Genomic DNA, 17,963 nt, shown 5'->3' with positions numbered 1-17,963 from the left:
GTACTCGAACACCAAAGTAGAAAGCTAAGCTATGGCGATTTGCCAAATATATCAGAAAATATATTATTGTTAAATATTGATCTATGGCGGAGCGCCGTCTAGACCTGCTCAACACGCGGCATGGGACTACCCCGGTCAGCGAGGGGAGGCTTAGATGAACCGACGTGACAAAATGCATCCAAACGAAGTCAGGTGTGATAGCCCGGAAATGGGGAACCGTCCCGTAGTGACCGGCATGGAGCTGAGCCTTGAAAAATTGTCGACATTGCAACAACCACCTGCCGAACACGAGGCAAGGATAGGCCTGGGCCTAACCAAAGCACATCTCGCCACCAAACACGAACCGGAACAAATGCATCAGATCAGATGGTCTCTTTCAAAATCTGAACGTGTCTTTGATTGCGCTGGAGGCGATTCTGACAACGGCGAAACCATCGCTACTGATGGACAGGTCGAGGCTCTTGCGAACCGCGGCTACATCAAATCCGCCGAAGCCTATAATCAGCTGATTGATAGGAGTAACCGATCGGCAAAATTACTCATCGACGGTGAGGCCGACACACGTCCACCGAAGAGCTATCATGTACATGTTGATTTTGAAATCTGTCAGTACATTGATGGCACTTCCAGGCCTTGGAGACACGGTTCGCTTAAAGGGCGGCCGCTTGCGCGTAATACGACGGGGGTAGACATTGGACCAGCGCGCCATCCCGACGCAGCCTTGTGCCTATGGCATTGAACTTAGCGGCAGAATGCGATAGCTGCCAATTACGGCCGCGGCTGTAATACAGGTGGTTGATCCCGAATCTGGTTCGGGCGTGAAACGCGGTGCCGGTATTGTAAGGGTCGACTAATTCGACCTTCAATTCGAAGCGACCGTCCGGTCTCAAAGCAAGAAGCTCCTGTAGGGTCCTTGAAGGATATCGACAGAGGAAAACTATCAAATGCGGTGTTGCAAGAACGCGCCCCAAGGTCGTGGGGGTGGCTCGAATTTTTCTACTGAACCAGAACCTGCAAAGGCCGATATTGCCTACGATGCTATTCGAAGAATTCTCCACAGTAACGGTCGTGTGCCGGAGCAACATCTCAGGGAACAGGATCTAGCGTCGAAGCTCGATCTTGGTCGAACACCAGTTCGCGAAGCGCTTCAGCGGCTCGCAGCTGAAGGGAAGATTCAATACATCCCTCAAAGAGGCTTTTTCACCAGGCCGATGTCGGAAAGAGCTCTGTTAGATGTTTATGTTGTCGGACGAGAAACCCTGATCTCGGCATTGAATCGAATGCGGCCGCAGGTCCCAGAGAGCTGGACCGTGGCGGATAAATTGTCCTCTGACGAACTTGCCTTAAGGGCAGAAGCGATATTCACTAAAATCGCGCAAGAAGCATCGAATTGCGAGGCTTGCAAAATCGTCCACCGGTTCTGTTTTTGCACTCACCCTTTACGAATGGAACTAACTGCGTCGGAACTTCGGCCCGCGTTTGTTGAAAGCCTCGAGAAGCTAATTGACGCAATGTCTGAACTAGGCACGGCGACGACCCTGGTGGAGTCCGCGTTGATGAACCACCTTGATCTAGAACAGGGTGCCGTCTCAAGGATTGTACAAGAGGTGAACGAACGTGGATTAACAGGTTTTCCGGGGCCTGCGAAAACTTTGTGACATTTCAAACTGTCATCTCGACGAATGATCCTAGTCAACGAGCCTGAAGAATTTTGTCGAGTGCCGCGCATATCTGCGGCTGCTGCGGGCAATCCAAAAGCCGACGTCGGCATCACCTACCAGCATTTTAATTATGTTGCCAAATCAAAGAGGCTGCCGCCATCCCTTCAGCATCCCAGAATACAGCGATGGCAGAGCGAAAGGTGCTTGTGTCCTATCGGGCAACGCCCTCCGTAGGTTTCCATTTGCCGCGGCTTGGCCAAGCCAGCTATGTTGATCGAGCGACGTTTTCAGCCGAAGTCTCAAAAGACATTGTGCCAAAGATCATAACAGCCAACGGGATCGACGCTGCGACCTTGAGGACAGAGGTTACGCCGGGCGGGTATCTCCTCAAAACAAATGCATCGCTTCAGACCGAGGGTGATCTCGATGATGCCGCGGCGGATAGGCTTGCCAGCTCGCTAGGCTACGTCTTGCGTCAATATCGCGTTCTTACCTCTCGCCTCGACGACACGACAGGTAAGACAGGCCTTGTTATCGTGCGGTTTCCGCAGGGCAGCCTTAGCGCCACCGTGGCGCAGAGATTCTTCGAGGCAGCGGATGCAACGAAAAATGGCTTGGGCGGCGGATATAGCGTAGTCGGTGACGAGCAGATCTTCCTCAATGCGACGAATTCCGAAGGAAAACCTTATAGCGGACTCGATGACGCAAGCTTCCTAGACGGATTGAGGCGCGCAGCCGTATCGTTTGGCAGCCCTAAACGAAGGGTTTCTTCCCTCGGCAATGCGATCGCGCGCTTTATTGGGAATGATTGGCAGAGGTCAACAAGATGCGAGGGCTATCAAACCTTGCTTGGTGGATCGGACGGCGAGTTAGTGAGAAAGCTCGACGAGATCAGCAGGTGTTATGCATTCCTCCTCGCGAAGACAGCCGACAGCAAGGGTTGGGCCAGAGATGAATAAGGGCCGGACGAGGACCTACGCTCAAGTCGCTGAGCGAACTCAAAAGGCTTTCACGAAACGGGCCTCGCTGGCGACACTATTTGAGGATCGCACGCCGGCCACCTGGGGCCGCGCCGGAGAAAATCTCACTGCTGCAATGCTCAGAAATTGAGACGGCTTAATCCAGCTATAGTTCTAGAATATCTTAGCGCGGCGATTTCCACGCTTGAGTGGTCACCATCTTTGCCCAATCTTGTCAGACATTCGGTTCACAAGCGACCGGGATTGCGGCATCGCGGTAGCTGAAACTGATGCCGTCTGATCGCCGTTGGAACAAATGAGAGTCGTCCAACATTCGTTATTCAAAGCGTTCAATATTAGTGCGGATCGCATCACCAGCCACCGATTTCACATTCGACGGAGGATTGCCAGGACGAGCCGTGCCGCAGGGAGTCCTTATCTCGCCGGAAAGGTACTGGCCGCTGTTGCAGGGCAGCATGTTGACGTCGAGAAAGTCGCTCCTCTTCAGGGAGTTCTGATACGCTACGACTTCTTTCATCGACAAGGGGTTCGCGAAGACCGTCACTCCCTCAAACCCCGGTAACGCCTCAATTGGCTCAATCATGGGCGATGTCTGACCGGGCACTGCTGCAGCGCCAATAACCCATGGGCCAACCGATCCGAAAATGACGGATTTCGGACGATCGGTTGGCGTGCCAGAGCTGAAAGGAGAATGCGGGAACCCACTGTCGAGCACTGCCTCATCCCACTGGTAAGCTGTAAACGCTAGAAAATATGTGTATGGCGCAAAACGGTCCATGCGAACTTTGCCGTCTGGAGTAAAGGTATAGTAAATCCACTCAGTGCCGGAGAATGCCCCTGTTGGCCCCACGACGTTCATGTCCCAGGGCTTCTGCCACCATGCAGTAGACGCCATGTCGCTTTGAAGCAGGCTTTTCGCGAATGACCACTTCTGACCATTCGGATTGGGTGCAGCTCCCAATGCGAATGATAGGTAAGCATCGTTTGAATTAGAACTTAGAAGCGATAAGGCGCTGCCGCCATTAGGAACAGTATTTTCACGGGTTTTTTCGACCAAAAGGACAGTGAACCCCGTGTCTGGTCTGATCGACGCGCTTCGACTAGTCTCGATTGACGTGCGCGGTGGAAGGTTGAAGGAAGTCTTGTTGGTATAGAAGTCAAATGCCTGCCTCGTATCTTCGGGCACCGGATAATCCGCTTCTGCCGCCGAGTCGTGTATGTACAGCTTTGGAAATTCCCCGAAAATGGGCACTACCTTCGGTGTGAGCGTCTGAGATACTTTCTCCGACGCGCTTCTAAGGCAATTGGCTTCATTGGTACATGATGCCCCTTGCCCTTCTCCAGCGACAAGACAGCCCAGCGCGGAAGACAATAGGAAGATTTTTATTCCATTATTCATCAAAACATTCCCTTTTTGAAAGCGGAGGTCTTGCTCTAGCGAGTGAGTTCGGAGGTGTTGCGGCGCCGTATCTGGCGCAGCATATCGCCGACTACGTCGGGCCAATCAGTGGTGATAAGATTGGTACGATTGACGAGCGCCATCTCAGGATCTCCTCGGTAATCTGGTACGATCCCTCGCTGAGCGGTCGATTTCGGATCCGTGTTGTGCTCGAAGCAGCATTTTCCGGCGCTGTTTGCGACGCCCTCTGGAAAGTAGTTACTTTCATGATAGGTGGCGAAGCCCTGCAGCTGGTCGATATAGTCGAAATATGCCTGCAGACCGTCACCTTTATAGAATTGGTTCATTTCAAACTGAATGGAGAACGGCACCACATTCCATTGATCGTAGATTGGATCCTCGTGGGGATCATAGCTGGAATCCTTCACATTCTCGTCATCCGGGTTTTCGACGACAATCAGCCCGCCAATGAGGTTGGGGTCGTAGGTTGTCCGATTTAGAATCGTGCCGACATCCGCCGCATCCTTTGCTTTGAGCTTGAATACAACGGCTTTGCTGAGTTTCGCATTTCCCTTGCTCGCGAGAATGTCAAGGCAGCGTTGCATGAGCTCGATGGGATCAGTAGGGTCCTGATCATCGACTGCCGCCTTGATATCGACGATCATCACGTACCCATGACCATCATCGGAAACATATTCGGCGAGTAGATCGAGCGCGGCGGAGAATGTTAGGAACTTCGCCTTTCGCCCTTGTGAATCCGTAAAAACGCGGCCATGTCGGTCCCGTAGATCGGCCTGTCGTAGCTGCGACAAGTTCTGATTATATAATAGGCCGCTTCCAGTTGACTCGCGCTCAATCCTGTAGTCGTGAGATAGAACGACTTCTTTGTCTGCGGTGAAGCGGGCATCGACCTCCACGCTCTCAATCTGCGAATTCCAGGCGTCTTGCAAGGCATAGGCTGAATTCTCAGGATAGATCTCCCAAGATCCGCGGTGCGCAGATAGCAGGACCAAGTCGTCATCGGGTTTCGGCAGCTTGAACATGTTTCTCGTAATCGCACTTACAAGATATGGTGAAGGCTTTACCGGAAGTAGCGCCTCTGCTGCGGCGTAGGATGGAATACCGAAAGCAAGAAGAGAAGTTAAAGTGAGCGATGCACGCAAATCACGTCGGCCGCCGAGGTAACCGAGACGCGAGGAGCAAAAATTCACAAGCACTGATGCCACATTGTTGCTGGTGTCCATAAAGATTCAGAACCTTTCGATGAGAATTTCGGGTAGCTCGCTACTTTGTACGGCTTGTTCGTGCGGCCTTTGCAACAGCCCATCACAGCAGTGGCTAAGGCTTGGGGGAGCGAAATCCTGGGGGTGCCCGTAGTGCGAGGAAGTTTTTAGCCGGCCCACTATCGCTGCGATGTGCCGGCAATAACACGCTCTTCAACATCAAGATGATCCATAAATCGGCTTCCACCCAAGGCGCTGCGTTGCCACGTCGTGACGTCGCGTGCTCAAGCGTTGAGAGAGCTGTCATGAAAGCAGCTTGGAGCTCCGGCGCAATTATTTCGTCCTAGCGTAGCCTCAGTTGAGAGGAAGCAGGGCTTTCTTCATTAACGCCGCTTCGCCATACGATGTTTGGACGTGATCAATTGCCCGCCAGCCGCTCTTCTCGTAAAGAAGTTGCGCGTCCTCTGTTGTCAGATAAAGACTCTTGCAACCGAAGCACGATGCTTCGTGCTCGAGCCGCTCGATCAACAACCTGGCTATTCCTTTTTTGCGGTGAAATGGATGGACAAAAAGCGACTTAAGCCAAGGGGATAGATGAGATTTTCCATCGAAATCACGATCAGCCAACGTGACCATTCCTACCGGCAACGCGTTTTCGATGGCGACTAGTGTTAGCGGCATCGAGCTTTTTGTTGCCGCTTCAAACTCGTCTCGCGTTTGTTCGTACGAGCCATTTGATTGACAACCCCATTGTCCGAAAGACCAACTTGCGCAAATGGAAATGAAATTCGGAAATCTTTCTAGGTACTCGATCGTTACCGGAGTTCCAGCTACCATTGCTTTCTCGGTCATAGTGTCTCCATTTTTTGGCGGGCCGAGCAATCGAGTGACGATCGGTCAACTTGAGGTGAAGCCCCTGCACTAGTCAGCTATCGGACCTCACGATATATCCTGCACGGTGACGCCGCGATTCAAGACGGGTCGCCAGCACGCAACAGCGTGATCACAAACCTGCTAAGATTTGTGGCAAGGCGGTCATGCGGCTAAACAGCTTAGTGGCACCTGCCTCCATCAGTTTGTCTCCGTGCCCAGGAAGGCAATGCGAAGCACCTACGAAGCCAATCACCATCATCCCGGCTGCCACCGCCGCCTGAGTTCCAGCAACGCTGTCTTCGATAACGAGACAACTGCTAGCCGGTGTGTTCATATTCTCTGCTGCAAACAGAAACAGATCCGGCGCAGGCTTACCACGCGCAACTTGCGAAGCGCTAAAGACATGGGGCCAAAAGTAATCATGTAGGTCCGTGACTTTAAGCGCCAAGGAAAGCTTTGCAGCATCGCTGTTCGACGCCACGCACTTCTTTAAATTAATGGTCTCCAAGGTTTGCCGAACGCCGCTGGTTGCACGCAGATCGCGAGGATATCGTTTTGCAAGTTCGGCCATCACACATTCATGATGATCCTCCGGTAGGCGTAAGTCGCCCTCGGATTCTATGACGGAATAACTTTGCTGGTCAGTCATTCCTATGAAGCGATCGTTATACTCTTCAGCCGATATGATGTAGCCGCATTTCGCCAAAGCTTCGATGTGAACCGCAGTTGCAATTAGCTCGCTATCGACGAGAACCCCATCGCAGTCGAAGATCAGTAGTTTCGGACTTTTTGAAAAAGACATTAGTAGTCCTCATTATAGAACGACTCTGAGTTTTGCCCCAGTGCCAGCTTTCAATCTTCCAGGCATTGAGCAGGGTAGGATTGTATCCGATCGGATGTTGACCATTTCGGCACTGGGAAATTGACGCGTGGTGCTCAGCCGGAAATTGCTCCTGCGGCGATCTTCGGACCTTGCTTATGAAGAGCATTCCAGACCTTGTGAAACGCCTCTGCATAAAGCCGCATCAATTCGCCGTCGTTGGGCGGCGCAATCTCGGAGACGTAAAACATCGTATCCAAGAGTTTCACTGTATTTGGAAAATCGGCGGACTTCCAGTTGTCGCAAATGTCTGGGAGATATTCGAATACCGGCTTCGTGAGCCAAACACAGATAGGCACGCCTTCAGCCTGCAGCGATTTGACCACGAAATCCCTTGCAGCCGGGCCTGGTGCGAAGCCAAGTGCCGCAGGTTCGATCCGGAGGGGAAAGTTGAGCATCGAATGGTCGCAGTCAGATGGATTAAATAGAGGAAATATACCCACAAGCTCGCTGATCATCTCCCATAAAAGCTTGCTATTTTCTCTTCGGATTTGCAGTTGCGTATCAATCTCAGTGACTCGCAAGTTCGCTATAGATGACGAGAATACGTTCGGCCTGTAGTTGTACCCTTGGGAATAGGGCGAGAATATTCGCGCTCCACTCCGAGACGAGCTGGACAGCGATACGCGATCAACATGTGCAATCAAGTTGGCGTCCTCAGTAATGACAAATCCCAGTTCGCCGGCCCCAAGGTGCTTGGCGCCGTTTCCGGATAGAGCGAGCGCGTCTGCATCAAGATGCGCACCGCCGACGATTGCTTTCGCGGCGCCGATCGATTGGCAGATGTCGTCGATCACAGCAATGCCTTGAGCTCGCGCTGCAGACCTCGCGTCGGGGACGAGAACATTGTTTCCGAAAAGGTGAGTGACTAAAACTGCAGCTACATTAGGGCCGAACTTTTCAGCGGCCGCGCGCTGATCAATCCCGGCCAAGTTCATGTCGACATCAACGAAGACGGGTTGGAGACCGCTGATTTTGATTGGTCCTACCGCTCCTGGCCAATTCAGTGCCGCGGTAACAACTTGCTCGCCTCGCTCTTTGACGTAGTCGAGTTCGATGTGAATGGCCGCCGTTCCGCTGCCGACAGCGCGCACTTGCCACTTCCCAGTCCACCTTGCAAGGCTTTGCTCCAAACCGCTCACAATTGGATGATTAACGCGGTGATATTTTCCACCATCCACGACTCCACGCAGGGCATCCGAGTGCCTCTTCTCCGCGGCGGGCCAAGGTGTAACACGTCCCTGAGGGACCACAGGCTTCCCACCGAAAACGGCGAGCTTCTCGCCTGAGAAAGCACCTGTCGTGTTGCGAGTTATGAGTCGTAGTGCACCGAATCCGTTCATCACGTTCTCCAATCATGCTCACTAGAATGCTGATCAGCCCACACAAACGCTAGCACTGCTTTCCCACGTATGATAGCTAAAATAGAGTATATCAGAAAGTATATTTTAAAGTAGATTTGGAGCAAGCGAGTTAAAAGAAGTATTTTCTGAATATTTGTTGTATATTGGCGGATAGGCGCCTAGGGCGTCACTTTGGTCAGCTTCCGCGCGGAGCACGTTGGAAATTTCAACAGTTTTTTAACGGCTGGGCGGACAACTGGGATCACTGAATGAGGCTTGGGACGGGAACCGGCCAAAGTTTCCCGCAACGCCGGGTGCCTAGTGAAGAGGCGATGGACGAACAGCACATTGCCCCGAGCTCATAATCCGAGCCCACCGAATGGTGAAGGAACGGTTGCCCTCCGCTAGTACTTGGCCGTTGGTGGCAATGGAATTCGGCAACAGGATTGGATGCTATGGAATCCTTGATAAGAAGACACGAAGCTCATCGACTGGGTGAACGCGAGGGCAGTCCTGACGATCACCATAATGATGAGAGCACTAAGGGTGTTGTACTGGCTCAAAGATTGATTCCAACAGGAACCTTGGGCCCTGCGAATCGGGGCCGATTGTTGCAAGCCTTGTACGACATTGGACCATCTAGCAGAGCGGATCTCGCACGCCTTACCGGTGTGACTCGAGGAACTATCGGAGGGATTGTGCAGCCCCTGATCGATCAGGGCGTTCTTGCGGAAGGAGAGGTGATACCTCCCAATGAAACAGGCGGCAAGCCGGCTACCAAGTTGTGGTTTTCCAAGGATGCAAGGCCGATATGCGCGGTGCTCCTGCTTCACGACCGCGTGAGTGCGTGTCTGGTCTCTTTGGAGGGCGAGGTCTATGCTCAGCACGCCGCCAATTTTCCGAAGAACCTAACACAGCCCTCCGACGCATTCGGTATCATAAGCACCTGTGTCGAAGAAACCATCACATCCGGCAACCCGATCTTAGGGATAGGTGTAGCAGTGGCAGGAATGATCAATACGGAGACGGGCACAATCGTGACCGTCAGTCTCGGGCCATTCCTGGACGGCTTACCGCTCGAAGCCGAGTTGCACAAAAGATTCGGAGTTACCGTGTGTGTCGATCAGGATACCAGAGCCTTGCTGGTTGGAGACCGATGGTTTGGACAAGGCCGCGGTCGGAGAAACTTCGCCTCTGTCCATATCGGCGAGACTTTGGGTGGGGCGCTCTACCTTGATGGGCATCTCTATCGGGGACCCGCAGGTGCAGGCGGTGAAATCGGTCATACGACCGTAGACATCAAAGGTCGGATATGCCAGTGCGGCCGACGCGGATGCTGGGAAACAATCGCCAGCTCGAAGTGGTTAACGGACGAGGCCAAGGTCAGGCGGTTGCCACAACCTCGCTCGTTGGATGTGAGCCGATTGTTGACTCTGGCCAACGACAATGTCCCAGGCGCAAGAGGATTACTTCGCGACTACGCGTTCAATATTTCGGTCGGCCTGGCGAACCTCCAGCAGTTCATGGCGCCCAATTTTATCGTTATTCACGGCGACATCGTACGAGGGGGAAACCCCATGCTTCATTTAATCCAGGAAAGCTTCCGGGAATTGGTATTCCGTCGCCCGGGCGATGAAATTGCCCTTGCTTTCGGAGATAGCGAATGCCTGGCGGCTTTACGCGGTGCCGCCAGTCTTCTTCTTTCTGAATTGCTGAATTTCGTCATCTAAGGACATCCGCAATACGTTCCTGCGGGAGGTCCGCGGTCATTGCCGGGATCTATCTGCAACTCGACCGTCACTCACTTTGCCGAGTTCGTTCGCGACCTTTGCCAGCATCCGGCGTGCTGGCAAAGATATTGACGCTGTTTCACGGTTGCTTTGACTGGTCTGCTTCTCAGAGAGTGCATTCTCAATCTGAAACTCCGCCACAATCCCGCGCAACTGTTTTGCCTCAAGGGCAAGTGCCGTGGTTGCAGCCGTGGATTCCTCGGCCATGGCTGCATTTTGCTGCGTAACCTGATCCATTCGATTGACTGTCCAGTTGACCTCAAAAAGGGTTGCGGACTGCTCGTTGGAAGCGGCCGTGACGGCATCAAGCTGAGTGTTAATCAGCACTATCTGGTCCACGATGATCTTGAGCGCCTCGCCGGTATCGCGGACCAGCTTGACGCCACTGCTGACCTCATCAACCGGATAAGATCCTTGATCTCTTTTGCTGCATGCGCAGAGCGTTGAGCAAGCTCCCGCACCTCCTGGGCAACCACTGCAAAACCTTTTCCTGCCTCGCCGGATCGTGCCGCCTCGACGCCTGCGTTGAGCGCCAGAAGATTGGTCTGAAACGCGATTTCGTCGATGACCCCGACAATACTGGAGATCTGCGAGGATGACCGTTCGATGCGTTGCATTGCCGCGACAGCGCTGGAGACCACCCCCCGGAGTGGCGCGCCGACTTGTTTGCCTCGATCGCAACATGTCGCGCCTCCGCTGTGCGCTTTGAGGAACTGGCGACGTTCTGGGTAATTTGATCCAGCGCGGCGGCGGTTTGCTCCAGTGAAGCAGCCTGGTGCTCTGTGCGGCGTGACAAGTCCTGCGCGCTCAAACTGATTTCCTGCGCGCCATCATCTATCGATTCGGTTGCGTTCGACACAGCTCTCAAGCTCTCGGCGAGCTGGGCAACAGCAGCATTGAAGTTCGCCCGCAACGGTTCGAAGTCCTCGGCGAACTTGTCGTCGAGGCTGAACACGAGGTTCCCGTCGGCGAGATGCCTTAGGCCCTCTGCAAGCCCGGTCGTTGGCTCCGCCATATCCCGCGCCCGCTGACGATCGGTCTCGGCGAGACGCGCACGTTCAATCTCGTTTGCGCCACGACTTGTCTCTGCATCCTTTCCGAGATCGCGCGCCCTCAACTCGTTGTCCTTGAAGATCTGTACTGCCCGGGCCATCGATCCGATCTCGTCGCGGCGAATCGTTCCCTCAACTGTCGAAGTAAGATCGCCGTCGGCTATGACCTTCATCGTCGTAACCATCTGTTTGATCGGTTTGACCAACCAGGCGCGAATTGCGAGAAAGCCGAAACACGAGACAGTGAAGAGTGCCACAATAGCTGTTCCCAAACTCAGCACGGACGTGTCACGGACAACGTTTGAAACGCCAGCACGCTTTTGATCTGCGTCGGAAGCGAGTTTTTCCGTGACGGATGTGAATCTCGGTGAGATGGCAGCAAAGGCGGGTTGGCAACGAGTGAGATAGAGTTGCGCACCATGGCAAGCTCGGCTTCACTAGTTCCGCCGCGACCAACAGCGATGGCTGCACCACACGTATCGGTCAGGACGGAGAATCCATCCGCCTTCAACTTCGGCAGTTCGCTCTGCTCAGGAACTGCGGCAATCGCCATATCCATGAACCTGACGAAGTTTTCTCGTGCGTCATTCAGCTGTCGTTAACTTTCAACATTTGCCGGCTCTGATAGAACGTCAGACTGAGTGCCATGACGCCAAAGACGGCCATGATGATAAAGAACTTACCGACAATGGAAACGTGTTTCACAGGCCACTCCTCTAAGCTCGGGATCACTTACGGCAGATGGATGTTCAGATTCTGATGGTTTGATGTCTCGGGTTTTAAAAAAATGGCTGCCGCCGACCTCGTAATCGACGACAGCCAAGTTGCCTGGGAGGGCAGGAGAAAAGAGTTGAAACCCCAGATGGCGATGGTAAGTGCACTTTCTGTCACTCGCGGATCGCAGTCCCGGTTACTGGATCGAACCAGTGCAATTTCTCCAGGTCGACAGTCAATGGCAGCACCTGATTGGGTCGAGGCGTCAGCGCCGGTGGTATACGCGCCACGAGCCGGTTCTTACCCTTATTGAGAAAGTCTTCGGTATCTTCAGCATCGTTGATATTGACCGACGGTGACGCGATGTCGAAGAACACGAAGGTGTCGGCTCCAAGCGCTTCGGCAACCGGGATCTGCTCGTTGAACAACGCCTCGGCCTCGGGACAAACCTTAAACATCTCTGGGCGAATTCCAACAATGACTTGTCGCCCGGCGAAGGCCGACAGTGCCCCCTGGGCTGGGACCGAGAAGGATATTTTCGTTCCAGTTACCGCAGCTTTTAGCGACCCGCCTTCCGCCGTCAGCTCGACCCGAACAAAATTCATGGCGGGCGAACCGATGAACCCCGCGACGAACAGATTGGACGGCTTGTCGTAAAGCATCTGCGGCGTATCGATCTGCTGAAGATTACTCTCCTGTCCATTAAACACCGGCTTCAGCACAGCCACACGATCGCCCATGGTCATAGCCTCGACCTGATCGTGGGTCACATAAAGGGTTGTGACGCCGAGCCGCTGATTAAGGAGCTTCAGTTCGCCGCGCATCTGCACGCGGAGTTTTGCATCCAGGTTGGAAAGAGGCTCATCCATCAGGAACGCCATGGGATGGCGAACGATCGCCCGGCCCATCGCCACGCGTTGGCGCTGACCGCCGGACAATGCCCCGGGCTTGCGCTCTAAATAACGGGTAAGATCAAGCATTTCCGCTGCGTCGCGAACCAGCTTGTCGATCTTGTCCTTGGGCATTTTTCGCTGCTGCAGACCGAAGGCCATGTTGTCGTAAACGGTCATATGGGGGTAAAGCGCGTAGTTCTGAAAAACCATCGCAATATCCCGGTCCTGGGGTTCTGTCTCCGTCACGTCAGCGTCATCCATGAGCAGCCGGCCGCTGTTGAGCGCTTCAAGACCCGCTGCCATCCGCAATAGTGTCGACTTGCCACAACCCGACGGGCCGACCAACACGACGAATTCTCCGTCCGCGACCGAAAAACTTACATTCGCAACGGCAACGGTCCCGTCCGGAAAGGTCTTGCCGATCCCGTCGAAGGTCATGGACGCCATTTTTATGTACTCCCGCATTTTTCAAGCGAGGCAAGCCGCACCGTTTGTGCGGACATGCCCCTCGCCTTTGGTTCCGGCTTTAGCCGATGTTCACAGCCTTGCCGGTCGCGACGGATTCTTCGATCGCCGCCAGGATCTTTGTGTTTGCCAGACCGTCCTGCGCATCTGCCAGCAGCGGAGCGTCTCGCACAATGCTATCGACAAAGCGGGCAATGGATTCCAAGACAAAACCGCCGATCCGTGTCGCGCCGGTTGGTGTTATGCCGATGTAGTCATTGTATTTCAGTCCGCCGTCGACGATCTTGCGCAGGCCGCCATTATGGGTGGGGTCCGCCTGGACCTGGCCCTTTTCACCAACGAACTCGATCTTGAAATCAACAAGCGAAGGATTGTCACGCGACAGGATCCAGCTGTTCTCCATGGTCACGACCGTGCCCTTGGAAAATTCAAGCACCGACACATGGAAGTCTTTCGTATCCACGCCGGCGGCAAATAGGGTACCCGAGCGGGAAACCGAATAAACACGCACGACTTCGTCTGCGAGAATGAAACGTAGGACATCGACGAGGTGGCTGCCCAGGAACCAGAGTGCCGAAGACTTTGCAGCCCAGCTCAGCATTTCGAGCGGAACGAATGTCGTATTCGAAAGACGCGCGGTCCCGTGTTTGGCCAAGCCGATCTGACCGTTTTGGATCATGTCACGAACCTGGGCGAGGATCGGATTCACACGGTTGTGGAAATCAATCATCAGCTTGCCCTTGGACTTAGCGGCAGCCGCAGCGATTTCCTCGGCTTCACGCACCGTCGTCGCAAGCGGCTTTTCGCTCAACACGTGTTTATCGGCTTTCAGAGCCGCTAGAATGATCGGCGTGTGGGTAAAGTCAGGCGTTGCGACCGAGATGGCGTCGATCTGATCGCTTGAGATCAGCTTCTGGTAGTCAGTGAAGGCCTGCATTGCGCTGTAGCTTTCCTTCATCTTCAGCGCCCGGCCCTCATCAAGATCGCAGACGCCGACCAGATCGGTCTCCGGCAAGACATTAAAGGTATGGGCATGATTGCCGCCCCAGAGACCGGCGCCGATGACGCCCATTCGCAGTCTATTCATTTCATTACTCCATTCATAAAGGAAAGCTCAGCCCTTCACCGAACCAAAGGTGAGGCCTCGTACGACGTATCGATCGAAAACAAGGAAGATGATCATCGGAGGTATCATCGCGAGCACTGCGGCGGCGGCGATGTAGTTCCAGGTCACTCCGCTCGTTGCGAAATACCCAAGTGTTCCGATCGGAAGGGTGGCGGTCGAGCGTGAGCTCAGCACCAGCGGAAAAGCGGCGTTGTTCCACGCGAACACGAAGGCGAACATCGAGGTAACAATGATCCCAGGACGAACGATCGGTAGCGTGATCCGCAACATGATCGTGTACCAACGGGCGCCGTCCACCCGGGCAGCTTCCTCCAGTTCCACTGGCACCTCATCGATAAAGCTCTTCATCAACCAGACGGAAAACGGGATCGTCAGCGTCTGTAGGACCAGGATCATCGAAAAGTAGGAACCCTGGAGGCCAATGCGCGTGATGAGGATGAAATATGGGATCAGAAACGCGACCGGCGGGGCCATCAACAGCCCGAGATACCACAACATGATGTTCTTCTTGCCGCGGAGCTTGAAACGGGACAACGCGTAGGCTGCGGGAACCGAAAAAGGCAGATTGAGTAGCACAGCACCGATCGCGACGATGAGGCTGTTGACCAGTTGCGGCGCGTTGGTGCCAGGATCGACGAGGATGTGCCGGAATGCGTCGAGATTGGGCTCGAATGTGATTTGCGGCGGCATGGTGAACGCCGTCTCGGCCGGCCGGATCGCAAGGGCGATGAACCACAGGATCGGACCGACGAAGATTGCCAGGAAGAGGAGGCCGGCGGCGTAGGTGAGTGCCGTGTTGAAGCTCGTGTGTCGGCGCGACATTTTACCACTCCTCGTTTCGGAACGCGAAGAAGACGTACAGTGCAACGATGACGTTGACGATCAGCACGGTGATCCAGGTCATGGCACTGACCAGTCCGATGTTGAAGTTCACAAGGCCCTGTTCGTAGAGTGAGTATCCAAGGGTGCGTGTAGACGTGCCCGGTCCGCCGCGCGTGAGCACAAGCACCGTGTCGAAGGTGTTGAAGATCTGCATGAAGCGCAGCATGACGATAATGATTGCGGTGCGTTTGATCAGCGGTAGCTTGATCCGCATCAGGATCGTCCATGCAGACGCGCGATCCAGGCGTGCGGCCTCCAAAATCTCGTCCGGCACGGCCAAAAGGCTCGCATAGAGAACGATTGCAAAGAACGGTGTCCACTGCCAGATGTCGACGAAGAGGATCGCCGCGAGTGCTGTCGATGGCGAGCCAAGAATTCCTTCTGCGGGAACGGGGAGCCAGAGCGACTGCAACACCCAACTCAACAGGCCACCGCCGGGATCATAGAGGTAGCGGAACAAAAAGCCGACGACGATGGGCGCGATCGTTGTTGGCAGGATCAGCAAGGCCCGCACGATGTTCATGCCAGGCAGTGCCTTGAGCAGAATGAGCGCGATCGCCAGGCCAAGCGTGAACTCAAGTGCCGTGCCAAGGATCGACAGGATCAGGGTATTGGTGAGCGCGGCGCGAAAGTCGAAAGCGTTGAAGGCCTGCACATAATTCTCGAACCCAATGAACTGGAGCGGCTCCGGGCCGATTTGCAGGTTCCAGAAATAGAAGCTCGATCTTAGGGCAAACAGCAAGGGGTAGGCGATCAGAGCGAGCAGCATCACCACCGAAGGCGCAATCAGCAAGTAGGGCAGGTTTCGTCGGATAAAGCTCTTCCGGGCGGGCCCGAGGGCTCGCGGAGAGCAAACAGTAGTCGTGTGCATTGCCAGATCCAGTTCTTCTTCACTTGGCTGCCGGCGCGATCGCTCTCGCGCCGGCCCGAGGAGAACTCTAATTAGTTCTTGGCGATCAGGGCTTTGGCCCCATCAAGAGTATCTGTGTAGCTATCCTTCTGATAAGGGATCATGAGATTGCCCTTCAGGATGCTCTCGAACAGGCTGTTGGCGCGCTCGAGGCCGGTCTTCGGCTCTTCGCTACCGGTCAGAAGCTGGTTCAATGTGAGACCCAACACGCTTTCGATGGCTGTGTAACCAGGGACAGGCGGGCGTGTGATCTTGCCGTTGCCCTGCTTCATCATCGCATACTGCACATCGAGGTAAGGATAGATCGCCTTGACTTCCTCATCTTGATAGAGCGAAATGCGCGCAAAGTCGGAGAACTGGTAGTTGAGGTCCGGCCAAAGGGCCATTTTCTTCTGCGTGGCTTTCGAGGTCGCCCATTTGATAAAGGCGTAGCCTGCTTCTTGCCTTTCGGAACTCGATGGAATGCCAAGGCTCCAGCCGCCGAGACTAACCGTCTGAGGCACGCCCTCGGCCTTCGGCAAGGCCGCCGTTACGTACTTATCCATGATGTCCGACTTTTTGCCGGTCATGTAGCCCGAGTTCTTGATTAGATAGAAGTACGGGGTCCACCAGTAGAACATGCCGATATCGCCCTTGGCGAAACGGGTGCCGGCATCGAACCAAACATAGTTGATCGCTTCAGGCGGAGACAACTTGTAGAGCTGCCTATAGACTTCGACAGACTTGATCCAGGCGGGGCTCGTCAGTTGCGGGGAGAAATCCCACGGAGCGGCCGGGAAAGATTTGAACCAATTCGCGCCGTGGCTTGCCGACACCTGCGTAAACATGTGGACGATCGGCGACGGCTGGGAACCGCAAACGACGGTTGGAAAGAGCGGCTTACCGGCGAATGATTTGCCTTCCATCGACTTCAGTGTGTCGATGTATTTCGTCCAGGTCCAGTCTTCCGATGTCTCGGTCGGCGGCGCTGTAATGCCGAGTTCGTCAAAGACGTCCTTGCGATACATGACCCCCTGCGCATAGGCGGCAACCGGCAGTGTGCCAACTTGGCCGCGCCACATATTCGAGGAGTAAAGGACCTCGGGGATGAAGTCGGATAGGTCGAATTCGCTGTCCTTGGCAATAAAATCGTTCAGCGAGATGATCCAGCCGTTGTCGAGATATTGCCCGAGCCACATCTGGTCGACGACGATGACATCGGCGTCGGAGGTCTTGGCGACAAAGGCAGACACGAGGCGCGATTGAAGGGCGTCATAGGAGAGACTCTCCAGTTCGACTTTGATGCCGGTTTCCTTCTCGTATTCTGGCACCAGCGCCTTCATTGAGAAAAAAAATGGGTCTTCAACGGACAGGACGCGCACGGTGTTCGCATCCTGCGCGGCACCCCTCCGTGGAATGGCCAATGATCCCGCGCCAGCCACAAGAGCTGCGACGGAAGCGCTTTTCAGCAGGTCACGTCGCGACATATTTCCGATATCGATTGTCATAAACAGCCTCCTCAGTTGCTTCGTATCCCAACCCCGGCCCTTCAGCGCAGCCCCTGGGCTTCCGCTTGTCGATACTGAGATTGTTACCCCTAATGTGCTTTTTGTAAGCAGTTAGTTTGTACCTCGCACAAACTTATGTTAGTGTCAAGAAGTTGTCGCGGCGAAAATTCCGGCGCGGTACTGCGGTTGTCATCGAGGTCCTGCTTGCATCACCGGAAAGGGCCTTATGTTGTATGGCCGTTCGATAATGTACGGGCTAAAAGGATCCGGTAGATTGGAGAAGAG

At 54.4% G+C, this 17,963-nt stretch carries 14 protein-coding genes and 1 pseudogene; 4 read left to right on the top strand and 11 right to left on the bottom strand.

All coding sequences use genetic code 11. From position 1 onward, the window contains the following. The first annotated feature begins 154 nt into the window (after positions 1 to 154). The 3 genes from HJB83_RS24510 to HJB83_RS24500 all read left to right on the top strand — a co-directional run bounded on the left by HJB83_RS24510 (position 155) and on the right by HJB83_RS24500 (position 2,620). Positions 155 to 739 carry a hypothetical protein gene (locus tag HJB83_RS24510; RefSeq protein WP_221140597.1) on the top strand — a complete coding sequence of 195 codons (585 nt, stop codon included), beginning with the start codon at positions 155 to 157 and terminating at the stop codon, positions 737 to 739. Between the two features lie 205 nt (positions 740 to 944). Further along, entirely contained in the window at positions 945 to 1,658 is a 714-nt protein-coding gene (locus HJB83_RS24505) for a GntR family transcriptional regulator (RefSeq protein ID WP_221140595.1), read from the top strand. 188 nt (positions 1,659 to 1,846) lie between these two features. Further along, on the top strand, positions 1,847 to 2,620 hold the full coding sequence (locus HJB83_RS24500; RefSeq protein ID WP_246638995.1) for a hypothetical protein: 774 nt from the start codon (positions 1,847 to 1,849) through the stop codon (positions 2,618 to 2,620). A 337-nt stretch (positions 2,621 to 2,957) separates the two neighbouring features. On the opposite strand, the gene HJB83_RS24495 is transcribed toward HJB83_RS24500, so the two are convergent. The 5 genes from HJB83_RS24495 to HJB83_RS24475 all read right to left on the bottom strand — a co-directional run bounded on the left by HJB83_RS24495 (position 2,958) and on the right by HJB83_RS24475 (position 8,359). Further along, entirely contained in the window at positions 2,958 to 4,040 is a 1,083-nt protein-coding gene (locus HJB83_RS24495) for a hypothetical protein (RefSeq protein WP_221140593.1), read from the bottom strand. Between the two features lie 35 nt (positions 4,041 to 4,075). Continuing rightward, positions 4,076 to 5,284: a glycerophosphodiester phosphodiesterase family protein gene (locus tag HJB83_RS24490; RefSeq protein WP_246638996.1), complete on the bottom strand. Its 1,209-nt coding sequence runs from the start codon at positions 5,282 to 5,284 to the stop codon at positions 4,076 to 4,078. Between the two features lie 333 nt (positions 5,285 to 5,617). Beyond that, a complete protein-coding gene (locus tag HJB83_RS24485) occupies positions 5,618 to 6,115 on the bottom strand; it encodes a GNAT family N-acetyltransferase (RefSeq protein WP_246638997.1) in 498 nt (165 codons plus the stop codon). Between the two features lie 151 nt (positions 6,116 to 6,266). Continuing rightward, the gene (locus HJB83_RS24480; RefSeq protein ID WP_206990321.1) at positions 6,267 to 6,938 is read right to left on the bottom strand and encodes an HAD family phosphatase; all 672 of its coding nucleotides are present in this window, start codon (positions 6,936 to 6,938) and stop codon (positions 6,267 to 6,269) included. A gap of 134 nt (positions 6,939 to 7,072) precedes the next feature. Beyond that, a complete protein-coding gene (locus HJB83_RS24475; protein ID WP_221140592.1) occupies positions 7,073 to 8,359 on the bottom strand; it encodes a DegT/DnrJ/EryC1/StrS family aminotransferase in 1,287 nt (428 codons plus the stop codon). A 455-nt stretch (positions 8,360 to 8,814) separates the two neighbouring features. Between HJB83_RS24475 and HJB83_RS24470 the strand changes: the two genes are divergently transcribed. After that, entirely contained in the window at positions 8,815 to 10,089 is a 1,275-nt protein-coding gene (locus HJB83_RS24470; protein WP_221140591.1) for an ROK family protein, read from the top strand. A gap of 36 nt (positions 10,090 to 10,125) precedes the next feature. Here HJB83_RS24470 and HJB83_RS24465 read toward each other — a convergent pair. The 6 genes and pseudogenes from HJB83_RS24465 to HJB83_RS24440 all read right to left on the bottom strand — a co-directional run bounded on the left by HJB83_RS24465 (position 10,126) and on the right by HJB83_RS24440 (position 17,678). Further along, positions 10,126 to 11,906: pseudogene (locus HJB83_RS24465) on the bottom strand (methyl-accepting chemotaxis protein). 182 nt (positions 11,907 to 12,088) lie between these two features. Beyond that, positions 12,089 to 13,255 (bottom strand): ABC transporter ATP-binding protein, encoded by a 1,167-nt coding sequence (locus tag HJB83_RS24460; protein ID WP_221140590.1) that lies wholly within the window; start codon positions 13,253 to 13,255, stop codon positions 12,089 to 12,091. A 79-nt stretch (positions 13,256 to 13,334) separates the two neighbouring features. Further along, positions 13,335 to 14,360: a Gfo/Idh/MocA family protein gene (locus tag HJB83_RS24455; protein ID WP_221140589.1), complete on the bottom strand. Its 1,026-nt coding sequence runs from the start codon at positions 14,358 to 14,360 to the stop codon at positions 13,335 to 13,337. Positions 14,361 to 14,387: 27 nt separating this feature from the next. Continuing rightward, the gene (locus HJB83_RS24450) at positions 14,388 to 15,221 is read right to left on the bottom strand and encodes a carbohydrate ABC transporter permease (RefSeq protein ID WP_221140588.1); all 834 of its coding nucleotides are present in this window, start codon (positions 15,219 to 15,221) and stop codon (positions 14,388 to 14,390) included. A 1-nt stretch (position 15,222) separates the two neighbouring features. Next, positions 15,223 to 16,152: a carbohydrate ABC transporter permease gene (locus HJB83_RS24445; RefSeq protein ID WP_221140587.1), complete on the bottom strand. Its 930-nt coding sequence runs from the start codon at positions 16,150 to 16,152 to the stop codon at positions 15,223 to 15,225. Positions 16,153 to 16,223: 71 nt separating this feature from the next. Next, positions 16,224 to 17,678, bottom strand: coding sequence for an ABC transporter substrate-binding protein (locus tag HJB83_RS24440; RefSeq protein WP_221140586.1), 1,455 nt, complete (start codon positions 17,676 to 17,678; stop codon positions 16,224 to 16,226). Between the last annotated feature and the right edge of the window lie 285 nt (positions 17,679 to 17,963).

Source organism: Rhizobium sp. NZLR11, from assembly GCF_019685115.1.
GTDB lineage: Bacteria > Pseudomonadota > Alphaproteobacteria > Rhizobiales > Rhizobiaceae > Rhizobium.
Note: the sequence above shows the minus strand (reverse complement) of the source record. Positions and strands in the feature narration are given on the sequence as shown.

What these genes read in the sequence shown, in the direction of transcription:
- HJB83_RS24495 (WP_221140593.1), bottom strand. Translation starts at nt 4,040, where the DNA reads ATGAATAATGGAATAAAAATCTTCCTATTGTCTTCCGCGCTGGGCTGT.
- HJB83_RS24475 (WP_221140592.1), bottom strand. Translation starts at nt 8,359, where the DNA reads ATGAACGGATTCGGTGCACTACGACTCATAACTCGCAACACGACAGGT.
- HJB83_RS24510 (WP_221140597.1), top strand. Translation starts at nt 155, where the DNA reads ATGAACCGACGTGACAAAATGCATCCAAACGAAGTCAGGTGTGATAGC.
- HJB83_RS24485 (WP_246638997.1), bottom strand. Translation starts at nt 6,115, where the DNA reads ATGACCGAGAAAGCAATGGTAGCTGGAACTCCGGTAACGATCGAGTAC.
- HJB83_RS24470 (WP_221140591.1), top strand. Translation starts at nt 8,815, where the DNA reads ATGGAATCCTTGATAAGAAGACACGAAGCTCATCGACTGGGTGAACGC.
- HJB83_RS24460 (WP_221140590.1), bottom strand. Translation starts at nt 13,255, where the DNA reads ATGGCGTCCATGACCTTCGACGGGATCGGCAAGACCTTTCCGGACGGG.
- HJB83_RS24450 (WP_221140588.1), bottom strand. Translation starts at nt 15,221, where the DNA reads ATGTCGCGCCGACACACGAGCTTCAACACGGCACTCACCTACGCCGCC.
- HJB83_RS24455 (WP_221140589.1), bottom strand. Translation starts at nt 14,360, where the DNA reads ATGAATAGACTGCGAATGGGCGTCATCGGCGCCGGTCTCTGGGGCGGC.
- HJB83_RS24445 (WP_221140587.1), bottom strand. Translation starts at nt 16,152, where the DNA reads ATGCACACGACTACTGTTTGCTCTCCGCGAGCCCTCGGGCCCGCCCGG.
- HJB83_RS24490 (WP_246638996.1), bottom strand. Translation starts at nt 5,284, where the DNA reads ATGGACACCAGCAACAATGTGGCATCAGTGCTTGTGAATTTTTGCTCC.
- HJB83_RS24480 (WP_206990321.1), bottom strand. Translation starts at nt 6,938, where the DNA reads ATGTCTTTTTCAAAAAGTCCGAAACTACTGATCTTCGACTGCGATGGG.
- HJB83_RS24440 (WP_221140586.1), bottom strand. Translation starts at nt 17,678, where the DNA reads ATGACAATCGATATCGGAAATATGTCGCGACGTGACCTGCTGAAAAGC.
- HJB83_RS24500 (WP_246638995.1), top strand. Translation starts at nt 1,847, where the DNA reads ATGGCAGAGCGAAAGGTGCTTGTGTCCTATCGGGCAACGCCCTCCGTA.
- HJB83_RS24505 (WP_221140595.1), top strand. Translation starts at nt 945, where the DNA reads ATGCGGTGTTGCAAGAACGCGCCCCAAGGTCGTGGGGGTGGCTCGAAT.